At 58.0% G+C, this 12,852-nt stretch carries 11 protein-coding genes; 4 read left to right on the forward strand and 7 right to left on the reverse strand.

The window, feature by feature from the left end:
• Position 1: 1 nt before the first annotated feature.
• A complete protein-coding gene (locus SA339_01055; protein ID MDW5561785.1) occupies positions 2–2,200 on the reverse strand; it encodes a CDC48 family AAA ATPase in 2,199 nt (732 codons plus the stop codon).
• 111 nt (positions 2,201–2,311) lie between these two features.
• Here SA339_01055 and SA339_01060 point away from each other — a divergent pair, with 111 nt between their 5' ends.
• From SA339_01060 to SA339_01070, 3 genes are all read left to right on the forward strand, one after another.
• Complete coding sequence (locus SA339_01060) at positions 2,312–3,190, forward strand: ARMT1-like domain-containing protein (protein ID MDW5561786.1); 879 nt, start codon at positions 2,312–2,314, stop codon at positions 3,188–3,190.
• Positions 3,191–3,328: 138 nt separating this feature from the next.
• The gene (locus SA339_01065) at positions 3,329–4,405 is read left to right on the forward strand and encodes an NDP-sugar synthase (protein MDW5561787.1); all 1,077 of its coding nucleotides are present in this window, start codon (positions 3,329–3,331) and stop codon (positions 4,403–4,405) included.
• A gap of 39 nt (positions 4,406–4,444) precedes the next feature.
• Positions 4,445–5,356 carry a DMT family transporter gene (locus tag SA339_01070; protein MDW5561788.1) on the forward strand — a complete coding sequence of 304 codons (912 nt, stop codon included), beginning with the start codon at positions 4,445–4,447 and terminating at the stop codon, positions 5,354–5,356.
• On the opposite strand, the gene SA339_01075 is transcribed toward SA339_01070, so the two are convergent.
• From SA339_01075 to SA339_01090, 4 genes are all read right to left on the reverse strand, one after another.
• A complete protein-coding gene (locus SA339_01075; GenBank protein MDW5561789.1) occupies positions 5,346–5,741 on the reverse strand; it encodes a hypothetical protein in 396 nt (131 codons plus the stop codon). The two genes, SA339_01070 and SA339_01075, sit on opposite strands and share 11 nt — an antisense overlap.
• 108 nt (positions 5,742–5,849) lie before the next feature.
• Complete coding sequence (locus tag SA339_01080; protein ID MDW5561790.1) at positions 5,850–6,851, reverse strand: hypothetical protein; 1,002 nt, start codon at positions 6,849–6,851, stop codon at positions 5,850–5,852.
• Position 6,852: 1 nt separating this feature from the next.
• Positions 6,853–8,322: a hypothetical protein gene (locus tag SA339_01085; GenBank protein MDW5561791.1), complete on the reverse strand. Its 1,470-nt coding sequence runs from the start codon at positions 8,320–8,322 to the stop codon at positions 6,853–6,855.
• Between the two features lie 46 nt (positions 8,323–8,368).
• Positions 8,369–9,199 (reverse strand): glycosyltransferase, encoded by an 831-nt coding sequence (locus SA339_01090; protein MDW5561792.1) that lies wholly within the window; start codon positions 9,197–9,199, stop codon positions 8,369–8,371.
• A gap of 225 nt (positions 9,200–9,424) precedes the next feature.
• Between SA339_01090 and SA339_01095 the strand changes: the two genes are divergently transcribed.
• Positions 9,425–10,483 carry a glycosyltransferase family 1 protein gene (locus SA339_01095; protein MDW5561793.1) on the forward strand — a complete coding sequence of 353 codons (1,059 nt, stop codon included), beginning with the start codon at positions 9,425–9,427 and terminating at the stop codon, positions 10,481–10,483.
• Positions 10,484–10,487: 4 nt separating this feature from the next.
• Here SA339_01095 and SA339_01100 read toward each other — a convergent pair whose 3' ends face one another.
• Both SA339_01100 and SA339_01105 read right to left on the reverse strand, forming a co-directional pair.
• Positions 10,488–11,360 carry a glycosyltransferase gene (locus tag SA339_01100; GenBank protein ID MDW5561794.1) on the reverse strand — a complete coding sequence of 291 codons (873 nt, stop codon included), beginning with the start codon at positions 11,358–11,360 and terminating at the stop codon, positions 10,488–10,490.
• A gap of 286 nt (positions 11,361–11,646) precedes the next feature.
• Positions 11,647–12,708: a glycosyltransferase family 4 protein gene (locus tag SA339_01105; GenBank protein MDW5561795.1), complete on the reverse strand. Its 1,062-nt coding sequence runs from the start codon at positions 12,706–12,708 to the stop codon at positions 11,647–11,649.
• Positions 12,709–12,852 lie beyond the last annotated feature (144 nt).

The raw sequence follows: 12,852 nt of genomic DNA on the forward strand, positions 1-12,852 counted from the left end.
CCTACCGGTACACGCCGGGGTCCTGCCACCGGGGGGCGATGTGGTCCCGGGAGCGGGAGAACTCCTCGTACCACTTCATCACGTCCTTGCCGCAGGATGGCTTGATGACCTTGAGGGCAGCCTCGAAGTGTCGCATGTGTACCTTATCTGCGCTCCTAGACTCGCGCATGGCCATCATGCCCGCCTCCCGGCACAGGGCCTCCAGGTCGGCGCCTACGAAACCCTCGGTCCGGGAGACGATGGCCTCAACGTCCACTCCCTCCAGGGGCATGCTCTTGGTGTTGATGGCGATGATGCTCCTTCTGGCTGCCGGGTCGGGTGCCGGCACGAGGGCCATGCGGTCGAAGCGTCCCGGCCTCAGCAGGGCGGGGTCCACGATGTCCGGGCGGTTGGTGGCGGCCATGACCGTCACGTTGCCCAGGGACTCAAAGCCGTCCATCGAAGTGAGCAGCTGGTTGACCACCCTCTCGGTGACGTTAGAGTCGTTGCCCATCCCCCGGCGGGGGGCGATGGCGTCGATCTCGTCCAGGAACACGATGGCCGGGGCCACCTGCTTGGCCTTCTTGAAGATCTGACGAATGGCCTTCTCCGACTCGCCAACCCACTTGGACATGACCTCGGGGCCCTTGATGTTGATGAAGTTGACGTGGCATTCGTTGGCCACTGCCCGGGCCAGCAGCGTCTTGCCGGTGCCCGGCGGTCCATAGAGCAGCACGCCCCGCCCCGGCCTGATGCCCAGGCGGGTGAAGCTGGAAGGATCTTGCAGGGGAAGCTCAATCATCTCCTTAAGCAGCCGCTTGATATCTTCCAGGCCACCGACATCGCCCCACGCCACGTTGGGTATTTCGATGGCCACCTCTCGCATGGCCGATGGCTCCACCTCTCTGAGGGCGTCCTTGAAGTCTTCCTGGGTCACCCTCATCCTCTCCAGCACCCCGGGGGGCACCGGCTTGTCCAGGTCGAAGTCCGGGACATAGCGGCGAAGGCACTTCATCGCCGCTTCCCTGGCCAAAGAGGCCAGGTCCGCGCCGACGTAACCGTGGGTCACGTTGGCCAGCATGTCCAGGTCGACATCCTCGGCCAGGGGCATGCCCCGAGTGTGGATCTGCATGATCTCCTTGCGTCCGCTCAGGGTGGGGACCCCGATCTCAATCTCCCGGTCGAATCGCCCGGGACGGCGGAGCGCCGGGTCGATGGCATCCTCGCGGTTGGTGGCACCGATGACGATGACCTGTCCCCGCCCGCCCAGCCCGTCCATGAGGGTCAGCATCTGGGCCACGACCCTCCGTTCGGTCTCCCCGCTGACCTCCTCCCGCTTGGGGGCGATGGAGTCGATCTCGTCGATGAACACGATGGACGGCGCGGTCTTCTCCGCCTCCTCGAACTTCTCGCGCAGCTTCTCTTCGCTCTGCCCGTAGTACTTGGACATGATCTCCGGGCCTTGTATGCTGTAGAAGTTAGCCCCCGACTCACTGGCCACCGCTTTGGCGATCAGCGTCTTGCCGGTGCCCGGCGGTCCGTAGAGCAGCACTCCCTTGGGAGCGTCGATGCCCAGCCGGTCGAAGAGTTCGGGATGCTTGAGGGGAAGCTCGATGATCTCCCGGACCCGCTTTAGCTCGTCCTCCAGCCCCCCGACGTCATCATAGGTCACAGCGGTGGTGGTCGCCTCCGTGGCCTCCATGGGCTCGGTCTTCACTACCAGCTCGGTGTGGCCGCCGACAACGACCACTCCTCCCGGCTGGGTACTTATGACCATGAACGGCAGGAATCCGCCCATGAGGGCGATGTTGGGAATGATCATGGCGTCCCCCTTGACCAGCGGGCGGTTGGTTAGCCCCTTTTTGAACAGCTCCTCCACCCCCGGGCCGAAGCGCACCCTCTTGCCCGGCGGGATCTTGGGCGCCACGACCACCTTGGCCGCGGGCTGAGTATCGGCCCGGACCACCGTGACCTTCTCCCCAATGCTGACCCCCGCGTTGGAGCGGATCATCCCGTCGATGGAGATGATCCCCCGGCCCTCGTCCTCGTTGGATGCCCGGAACACCTTGGCCGCGGTCTTTCTCTTGCCTACGATCTCGATGAAGTCCCCCATATCGACGTTCAGGTCCTTCCTGGTCTGGGTGTCGATCCTCGCTCTGCCGAGGCCGACCTCGGACTGATGCTGAGCGCTCTCGACCTTGAGGATCACGGAATCCGCCATGCTACCCCTCGCGGCCAACGCGTAAGGGCAATAAGAAGACTACTACCTGATTCACTGAAGGAAGCATCGAAAGGCATTTGCTATCTTCCGCTCTTTTGGTCGTTCATGGATATGGCCCCGCGATGTGTCCCCTGCCTACTGGGGCGCGTCCTGTTCGAGGTGGAACTGTGCGATCCGAGTAAAAGCGCCCCCGCCATGCGAGATTCACTGAAGATACTCAAGGAAGGCTTTGTAGCGGGAGCAAACTCTGCCGAGGTCGCCACCAGGGTCCACGAGCGTGCCTACAGCGTCCTGGGATGCGAGGACCCCTACCTCGACCTCAAGAAGAGGAGCCAGGAGGTTGCCGTCGACCTGCTTCCGAGGGCCCAATGCCTCATCGAATCCTCCCCTGACCGTCTTAAGGCGGCGGCCCTGGCAGCCATTGCCGGTAACGTCATGGACTTCGGGATCGCCGGCCTCACCGATCCTAACGAGCTCCCCCGGCAGTTCGATGCCATCGTGCGCCAGGGCCTCGACGTGGACGACCTGGAGCGGGTCCGGGAGATCATCGCCTCCTCCCGCAGGGTGATGTACTTCCTGGACAACTGCGGCGAGGACGTACTGGATACTCTGTTGGTGCGGGAGATAAGAGCTCTCGGCCCCCAGGTGACCGGGGTGTTGAAGGGCAAGGCCATCCTGACCGACGTCACCCTAGAGGACGGACGGAGATCGGGCATCATCGACGAGTTCGACGACATCATGACCACTGGTATGTTCGCTGTGGGAGTGGACGTCCACCGCTTGGGCGACCGTCTTCGGCGGGAGATGGAGGCGGCCGATCTCATAATCTGTAAGGGCATGGCCAACTTCGAATCGCTCTCCGACGCACCCTACCGGCCGATCGCCTTCCTGATGAAGGCCAAGTGCAAGCCGGTCGCCGATGCGGTGGGGGCCAAAGAGGGGGATAACGTTGTGCGCCTGTACGAGGGGCAGGCGCTCAAGCGAGGGTAGAACTCACTATTCGCCCCTGAGAGGTGGGACGACACTTTTTATTAGGACCCCCTCATGTGACACCAGTATGATTGCGCCGGTGGCGAGTGAGAGCAGCAGCATGAGGATAGCACCCATCGTTCGATCGGCGGTGAGAATGTGAGCGAAGACATCACTGCAGTCATCCTCGCCGGCGGGGAGGGGACGAGGCTACGCCCTCTGACCAGCACCCGCCCCAAGCCCCTGCTCCCCATCCTAGGTAGGCCATGCGTGGAATACGTCATCCGTTCTCTGGTAGACGCCGAGGTCGGCCGGGCCTTCCTGACCTGCGGATACCGCTCCCAGGACATGGTCGACCAGCTGGGCAACGGTCGACAGTTCGGCCTGGAGATGCGCTTCGCGTTCGAGGACCATCCCGCGGGCACGGCGGGCGCGGTCAAGCTTCTGGAGAAGGAGCTCAAGGGAACTATCGTCGTGGTCAGCGGGGACGTGCTGGCGGACGTGGACATCCGCTCTCTGGTGGCGATGCACCGGAGGACAGGCGCCCTGGCCACCATGGCCTTGACCACCGTGGACCGCCCAGAGGAGTTCGGTATCGTCGGCCTGGACGACGACGGCCGCATCGTCAGGTTCAAGGAGAAGCCTCGTACCGAGGAGGTGTTCTCCAACCTCATCAACGCCGGCATCTATGTATTGGAGGAGCGGGCCCTGCAGGACATCCCCGAGGGGGAGAAGTTCGATTTCTCCAAACAGCTGTTCCCCAAGCTCCTGGAGCGTTCGGAGCCGCTGTACGGCATGCCCATCTCCGGCCTGTGGAAGGACATCGGAAGGCCACACGACCTACTGGACGCCAACATACGGATGGCCGAGCGGAAGGGAACCACCATCCAGGTGCCCGGGGCATCCTGCAGCGGCAGGATCGTGGCCACCCGCTTCGAAGCCCAGGGCTGCGAGATCAACGGCCCAGCATACATCGGTGAGGGGACGGTCATCGGACCTCGGGCCTCGCTGACCAGGTGCGCGGTGGGGGGCCAGGCGGCGGTGGGCGAGGGCACAGCGATCTCTGACTCCTTCCTCATGGGCGGCTGCACCCTGGGGCCGGATTGCACTGTCCAGGGAAGTCTGATGGGCCAAGGGTGCCGCATCGGGCAGGGGGTCTCCATCATCAACTCCGTGCTGGGTGACGGCATCGTACTGGACGGGCCGATCACGGTGGAGGGGCGGACCCTGGAATGACGCGGCCAAATTGAAATATATTGAGCCGGATTGCGGCCCATGAAGGCACCCCTGGGCAAGTACGAACTGTTGCTCGTCTCATCCGGGGTGCTGTGGGGGACTTCGTTCTCCACCGTCAAGATCGCTCTCAACGGCGACATGGACCCGGTCCTGCTCGCTCTCCTGAGGTTCGTGGTGGGCACCGCGGCCATCGTACCGGCGGTGTACTGGATGAAGCGGTTGGACCTCAAGATGTTTATCTCCCTGCCGATCCTCGTCAATTCCTTTCTCAACGCTCTGAGCTTCGCGCTGCAGAACGCCGGGATGGTATCTACATCGGCCACCAATTCCGTTCTTCTGGTCAACACCAACGTGGGCGTGGTGGCCATTCTGGCGGCGATCTTCCTGGCTGAGGCGATCACTCCGCGAATCATTGTCGGGATATTCCTCGGGATGCTCGGCGTGCTTTTCATTTCCACCGGGGGCGACCTCTCGGCTATCTACAGCGGCACCTTCTGGGGCAACCTTCTGGTGCTGGCCGCAGGGTGGGTATGGGCCTTCTACATCGTGCTCCAGAAGAAGATCCTCGACCCCAAGGCGGATGTGCTGATGGTGACTGCTGCCATCATGGGTGACACCATGCTGTTCCTTATTCCCCTGACCCTACTATTCACCACCAGTTACTCCATCCCAGGTACTGGTTGGATCGCGGTAGTGTACATCGGCCTGGTATGTACCTTCGCCGCCAACCTACTGTATAACGCCGGGCTCAAGGGGGTCAAAGCCAGCGTATCCTCGGTAATCCTTCTGATCGAGGTCGTATCAGGCATGGTATTCGCCATATTATTACTGGGAGAGATGCCCACGACGGTGACCGCTATGGGCGGAGCTCTCATCCTGATGTCGATTCTTGTGATCTCCTTCGCCAACGGGAAGAGCGGCAACAGCCACAAGGCCACGCCTAAGGCTTGAACCTATCCAGGACCTCCTTGGCCCGCTGGGGTTCGTTGACGGTCAGGGCGATCTCCTCAATGCTCGATCCACGGTTTCCCAGGATATACAGCGATTCGATGTTTATGCCCGCCTTGGACAGATGCTTAGTCACCTTGGCCAGCTCTCCTGGCCGGTCGGACAAGGATACGACCTCGATCTCCCGCTCGGAGAATTCCAGTTTCGCCGCCTTGAGGGCGCTTCGAGCGCTGGCTTCGTCGTCGGTGACCACCCGGACCATCGGCCTGGACGATCCAAGGTCGGTCGATATTCCGCGGATGTTGACCGAGTTCCGGGAAAAGACCTCGGCGATCCACGCGATATCTCCAGGCTTGTTCTGGACATAGACCTCGAATTCTTGCGTCATCACCGCATTAATCATCGGCGCGCTCTAATAAACTATGTCATGGCCTAGCACGGACGGCTAAGCTTTCTAGCGATAACATACGAACTTCGTCGACCGAGACCGCAGGCGCTAGGTACCGCGAACGGAGATCCTCTGGACCAGGAACCCGCTGAAAGTATCGCTGTTGGAGAGCAGGGCGCAACAAACGTAATCGCTTCCCGATAGGGGCATGGTAAGAGTGCCCTCCAGCCCGCTCCGGAACAGAGTGGTCTGGTATTGCATGTTGCCCGACCACCACGGCACGTCCAGCAGGACTATCTTCATGAGGTCCCAGGCCAGGACCTCTTCGCCCGTAGCCAGCGGAGGAGGGTTCATGTCGCCCGCCATTATCAATAGCGCCCCGTCTCCGATCGGCACGATGCCCGCCGTTGCCAGTACGTTATCTCCCCGCTTATACTCATAGCCCACCGATGCCCCTCCCGCTGCCTTCAGATCGCTGAGCAGGAATGCGGTCTCCGGTGCCACGTACCTCATATCCAGAGCTTTGGCCATTGGAGTAGCGAGGGCTCCTTCACCATCCTCATACCCCATGCCCACGAAATCGATACGGAGGGTGGCGTTGGGGGAATCGGTGTTGTTCAGGGAGTACATGAACGGTGCGGAGTCCCCGCCGATGCCCACCCACAGTCCGCCCTTCTCCACCCAGCGCTTTGCTGGATAGCTGTAATAATCGGGCAGGTCGGCTCCCGGACCGACGATGAGGGTGGCTTGTCGGTCAGAGAAGACGGTGGGCAGATCATCGGTACCGATGACCGTTGCGGTAAGGTCGCTCCCCAGGAGAGAGAATTCGTTGTTGAAGTGATCGGCCAAACGTTGCAAGCTGACCTTGACCTTGAATTCCAACCCCTCGTTTATGAGCACGTAGATGTGGCCCTGGTGGACTCGGCTCACCTCCAGGGCGACGGCCGTTACGTTCCTGTCGTACAGCCCTCCGGAGACGCTGTAGTTCATGGTCAGTGTGTTGCCGTTCACTGTTGCCATCATGCTCATGTCGCTGCCGCTAGCGCGGGGGACGAAAACCACGCTGGATGCCGCCAGGAAGACCACTACCAGGGACAGGAGGATGATCATCTTATGCCTCGTTGTACCACCTCCGGAACCTTAGCTGTAGTCGGTACAGGGGGTCTATCTGTTCTGGAAGAAGAGCGGTGGCCATGGCGATGACTCCGATAGCCGTCGGGATTATCCTCGATCCCTCCGAGCTTACTCCGTGGACACTGAGGTAGTAATCGACAACGGTCTGGTTGACGGTGCCAACCGGGATGATGCCAGTGTAGGTAGCAAGAGGGTATAGGAAAGCGAGGTAGGACTGAAGGCTGAGCCAGAACACCACTCCGGCGATAGACATCAGCATGAGCTTCATCTCGAAACGATCCTGATACACCGAGCACAGGAGGACGAAGGGCAGGGCCCAGAGCAGGTAGTGGGCGTGGGTGACGGACTGGAAGAGCAAGAGGATGATGAACACGGTCATGGAGCCGAACAGCAGCTGCTTCTCGTTGGATTCCTTGGCCCCCTTGAGCATGGCGAAGACATAGATCAGGATGATGAACAGGATGGCGATCAGCAGGTAATTGGATATGTGGGTCACGGCAGAGACGGTGGAGCCGGGGAGTCCTCCCCCGCTGATCAACGCATTGATGTTGCGCATTAGCCCCCATACATTGATGCCGCCCATGTCGTTGGTACCCATCCTGCCGGTCAGAAAGACCATGATGGACGGGTCAGTGAAGATCATAATCAGGATGCTAGATACTCCTAGGATTCCCCCTACGATGTAGCTCCCTAGATTCCTGAGATTAGGTACAATCACAGTAGAGTTACGCCACTCCGCGATGGCCAGCCCTAGGAGGTATGCGAAGAAGAACAGGGCAAGGTATATGGGGAACAGCTTGATCGCGACGGCCAGGCCGATGGCCAGACCAGCGCTGAGATACATCATACGATACATCAGGTACAATGACAGGACAGAGAAGAACACCGCCAGGATATCGAAGTTGCCGTAGATGCTGGATATGAATATGACCAGCGGGTTGAGGAACCACAATATGAACGCACTACGGGCGGCCTCCCGGTCCTTGATCAAGTTGACGAAATGATAGAGAAGGACGGCGGTAAGGTAGTCGGCGATTATTAGGGGGAGCTTGAACATCAAGTTAAACGCCGGATGGGTCACCATCGGGTTGACCATCCCGGTGATCTGGCCAATCTCCACCAGGGAGGGCTGGAAGCTCACCCACTGTGATGGGTCTAGGAACAGTGACAATACCCAAGCGAAGGGTACGGTCACAAAGGCGAAACCGGGGGGGTAGGAATACGCCATGTGGCCGTACGGTCCGATGCCCGCCAGAGTATCTACTATGCCCTGGTAGAACGGATAGGTGTCATACGTCCAGCTGGTCCATGGGGCCACTGCCAGGCGGACCCCGAAACCGATGAGGACAACCCACAGAAGGCGACGGTCGGGGAACAGTGCTTTTCCGACCCCTGCAAACCGATAGCCCAACTTCGAGTCCGACAGCGTTAAGACCGTCCTTACCACCCCAAGCGTTCGGTGGATAAATATATGAAACGGTCCCTGGCAACGGTCACGAGAGGATGATCATGATGACGCCCATGAGCGCCACAAGGGTCAGAAGCACAACTTGGCCAGACCGTTTCAGGAACACACGGTCCGCGACGTATGCCACGCACTTCCCCGGCAAACCACATTGCCGCAAGATCGAGGTGATGATTGTCGAGGAGAGCTTGGACTCCCCGTCCGCGCGGTCCCCAAACTGGTAATGAACCTCCGCCACGGTAATGTCCCTGGGTACAAACTTTAATAGGTCGAATAGGACCTTGAAACCCTTCTTTTCGAAAAGAATGCCATTCTCGGTTACGATTTTCTGAGACATATCGGTACGCGCCCCGAACAGGCCGCTCATGATATCATCTGGATGAGGCTGACGGTGCATCCTTAGATATGTATGAGCCAAGAACTGTGCCGCGTCCGAAGAGGTCCTTCGTTTCCAGTTCAAAGCTTCCTTGTGTTCTCTCTTGCCAATGACCATGTCCGCGCCGCCCTCCAGCGCGGCCATTATCTCTGCCAAGGTTTCGGGAGGGTGCTGAAAATCGGCATCCATGACGATGTAGTATGGCGTTGTCGTTCTTGCGATGCCATCCATTACCGCTGCGGTGAGTCCGCGATCACCAGGGTCTCGGATCACTAGCGACACATCTTTTTTGCTAGCCTCAAGGGCCGTTACTGCTTCTATGGTCCCATCCTTGGAGTTATCGTCCAGCACGAGGACTTTTACTCCTGGATAAAGCTCTAGAAGGCGGATAATCATCCTGTCGATATTACGAACCTCGTCATAGGTAGGGATAATTATTGAGAAAAGGGAGTTTTTGGCTGGTCGTACTACCAACAGGACCACCTTCCAGACCTTTACTGATTGTCGTTATATATCCTTTTGCATAATTTCTGGGTGCCTACTATGGTTTGATCTCTCAGATCGGCAGATTCATTTTGCTGCATTGTCGCCTGGAGAACATAATACTATCTCGAACGATAATCATTTGAGGTTATATTGGAATCAGATGCGGCACCCAGGGAAGGATTATGTATCTCCCATCCTTTTGTGGCCAATCAGGTGTTATGCATGAGGGTCGTGGTGTTATGCAGGAAGCTTAACGGGCGGCCTACTGATGGTTTTGAGCGGTACTCCAACGACCTCGTGACCGGCCTCAGGGGCCGGGTGGAGGTCGTGCTACCGAACCAGGATGCTCCGGGCAATATACCGCCCTCCGGCTCGTTCATCAGCCCGCTGTTCTATGATATCGCCCATCCGATATGGGAGATTTTGCGCGGACGGATGAAGGCTGATGTGTTCCATGCGGTGACAGACGCTCAGGCTATAATCTTCCCCTGGCTCCGAGGAAAAAAGGTCCTGACCATGCACCACGTGGATAAGACCGCTCCCGATTCTATCCCCGAGACTATCTTTCGGACCTTCTTCGGCATCGGCACCAGAATCGGGCTCCGCCAAGCCGATACGATAATCTGCGTTTCCTCGCAGACCAAGAAGGAGGTCATGGAGCGCTACGGAGTCCCCGCCTCGCGCCTAGTCGTCGTCCCTCACGCTATTGCCGATAAGTTCCGCCCCCTACCTGAGGTGAGGAAGAAGAACGCCATCGGTTACATCGGCGCATTCAAGCGGAGGAAGAATCTGGAGCATCTCGTCCGGGCGTTCGATCTGCACGTTCGTAGCTGCCCCCAGTCTGAACTGGAGCTGGTGCTATGCGGGGATGGTACTGACAGGGACCGACTGGAAGCGCTGGTCGGGGAGCTGGGGTTGGCGGGTCGGGTCGAGCTGCGGGGGCCAGTGCCCGAGGACAAGCTCGTGGAGACCTATAACTCGTTTTCCATGCTGGCGATGACCAGTTATCAGGAAGGTTTCGGCCTCCCCATAATCGAAGCCCAAGCCTGCGGGGTCCCAGTGCTTACGGTGGAGGGCGCAATGATCCCCGAGGAAGTGATCAGGGCGACGGTGAAATGCAAGGGCCTCGAGGATATGGCCATGTGGATGGACCGGCTGCAGAACGACCGCGAAGCGCGCGGAAAGGTCATCGCCGCCGGGTTGGCCCATGCCGCGACGTTCTCGGTGGACCGGATGACAGAAGCGACAGCATCGGTTTACGCGCAGACGTTAAAAGAATAAGCTTTCAATCCTGGGGCCCGCTGGTCGCGGCCACGTTCGTGTTATCGGTGGATTTAGCCATCCTGGCACGATAGAAGACCCCCATGGTCTCCTTGAAAATGCTCTTTACTGTCTTGAATCCGATTCTTCCGCCGCAACTGCGGCTGAAGTTGAGTTCGATGGGCGCCTCAACGATTTTATATCCATCGGCCTGGACGTTCACCAGCAGGTCAAGGTCGAAAGCATAGCGCTGGGCCTCCACCTTGTTAATCTCTTTGTCAAGAACGTCCTTGCGGAACAGCTTGAACCCCGGCTGGGTGTCTGTGACATCAAGGTTGAACATGGCCTTGATAAGCAGGTGGTAGCCCCAGCTCAGGAACTTGCGCTTGGTGGGGTAGTCGACCTTGGAATCGGGATGGCGCTTAGAACCAATCACCACGTCCGCCTCGGTGGCTTTCAGCATGTACATGAACTTCATGGCGTGCTTGGGGTGTATCTCCAGGTCAGCGTCCATGAACACCACTAGGTTGCCCGATGCCCGCCGAGCGCCGACCTTCAAGGCGTTCCCCTTGCCGACGTTCTTGGAATAGCTTACAGGAACGATTTCAGGGCTGTGAGCGGCCGCTCTGATAATCTCATGGATTGTGTTATCCGAGCTACCGTCATTGACTACAACAAGCTCAAAGGGCACACCGTAGCGACGTACAACACGAAGGCATTCAAGGAGGTTTTTATAGATCTTCCCCCCCTCATTATAAGCTGGAATTACAAAAGAGATAAAGTCGGAATTGCTTTCGGCGATCCTGCGCCGCTCGATCAACAAAGCGTCCGTATCCGACAAAGGACCTGGAAGGTCATTTTCGTATTGAATCGCCGTTCCTTCCGAAGATATAGCCATTCCCTTCCCCTTTTCTTACTGCCCTTGTATATATTTACCTATCTTTCCCCTTGAGGCACTTAATAGCACCTTGATGGAGCTAAACATTTAAAGCTTATCCCTCACGATAGTAATTTGTGTTAATTCTGATAATGACGATTCTTACCAGTTGGCCTCTCGACTCACAAAGCGAGGGTTGGCCAGCATATTTCGGATGCCTCCCCCCGCGTAATTGAAGCGGTATTTCCCCTCAAGACGGGCCAGGAATGCAGCAACATTGGCCGTTATCGGTGCCTTCTTACGACCACTAGCTTTTTAGCAACTTCTCGAACGCATCAGCGCTGACATCCCAGCTGAATCTACCTGCCCACTCCAGCCCATTATTGCCCATCTCCATCCGCAGCCTCTCATCGCCCAGCAGGCGCGCGATCCCGTTGGACAGGTCAACAGGCGTTGGTGGGGTAAGCAACCCGTTGTATCCATCTTTGATGGAATCTCTCAGGCCCGGTATATTGTAGCCCACCGCCGGGGTTCCAAGAGCATTAGCATCGGTAACGACCTGGCCCCAGCCCTCCCTGACCCCTGGTACAGCTATAACCCACGATTCCCTGACACGACTGTCCCTGGTCTCGCGGTCAACATAACCGAGGAACTCAATGTCGGGATTAGCCTTCTGTAGCTCGGACCTAAGATATCCGTCACCAGCGGCCACTAACGTAAGATCGGGAAATCGTTGCTTTAGGATGCGGTAGGCTTCGACGACATGGTGAGGGCATTTTGCTTTTTTCATCCTGCCAACAAAAATCATTGAGGGGTGCGACGTCTTGGGCGGCACCTTGTCCAGCTTCGTCACGTTAAGACCGTTGGGCACTATAATTACATTCTTGAAGCCCATCTCCAATAGCTCATTACGAGTCGAATCAGAAACGGTCACGGTCTGAATGTCCCTATACCTGCTTAGCCATTTCCGTTCAAAATAATTGTAACCCATCCACGCGACGGGATAAGGCATTTCATAGTACCAGAACTCCCTTGCAAGCTGGTGGATCAGAGCGACTATGCGCTCCCCCCTGGTGACGAATCGTGGGGTCATGAACGGAACGGTGTTGATCTCGTCGATGACCACATCATAGCGGACCTTTGATGAATTATAAAACTGACCTGCTCTGCGGTAAACCGAATACCGACTCCCGGAACGAACCACGGTTATGCCATCTATACGCTCTTCCTTGAGGCCACCTTCGAACATGCTCGAGAAAATGGTGACCTCGTGACCCCTCTCGACCAGACGTTTCATGATCTGGTGAGTGTAGACTTCCGCGCCTCCGGCCTGGGGGTTCTTGATATCACGCCAGTTAAATAATAGGATTTTTAATTTGCCACCCTAGTCCAGATGACTGGCAGAATATATCATTTTTCCTCAGAACGATCCTTTGCTTTGGTCCACCATCGTCTTATCTAGAGGCTCACCACCCTCGCCAATGGGTCGAGGACTGGACTCGTGGAGCACTTA

The organism is Methanomassiliicoccus sp. (assembly GCA_033485155.1).
GTDB lineage: Archaea > Thermoplasmatota > Thermoplasmata > Methanomassiliicoccales > Methanomassiliicoccaceae > UBA6.

Excerpts from the sequence above, each read along its gene's own strand:
- SA339_01100 (MDW5561794.1), bottom strand. The coding sequence starts at position 11,360 with ATGGCTATATCTTCGGAAGGAACGGCGATTCAATACGAAAATGACCTT.
- SA339_01055 (MDW5561785.1), bottom strand. The coding sequence starts at position 2,200 with ATGGCGGATTCCGTGATCCTCAAGGTCGAGAGCGCTCAGCATCAGTCC.
- SA339_01060 (MDW5561786.1), top strand. The coding sequence starts at position 2,312 with ATGGCCCCGCGATGTGTCCCCTGCCTACTGGGGCGCGTCCTGTTCGAG.
- SA339_01070 (MDW5561788.1), top strand. The coding sequence starts at position 4,445 with ATGAAGGCACCCCTGGGCAAGTACGAACTGTTGCTCGTCTCATCCGGG.
- SA339_01075 (MDW5561789.1), bottom strand. The coding sequence starts at position 5,741 with ATGACGCAAGAATTCGAGGTCTATGTCCAGAACAAGCCTGGAGATATC.
- SA339_01095 (MDW5561793.1), top strand. The coding sequence starts at position 9,425 with ATGAGGGTCGTGGTGTTATGCAGGAAGCTTAACGGGCGGCCTACTGAT.
- SA339_01080 (MDW5561790.1), bottom strand. The coding sequence starts at position 6,851 with ATGATCATCCTCCTGTCCCTGGTAGTGGTCTTCCTGGCGGCATCCAGC.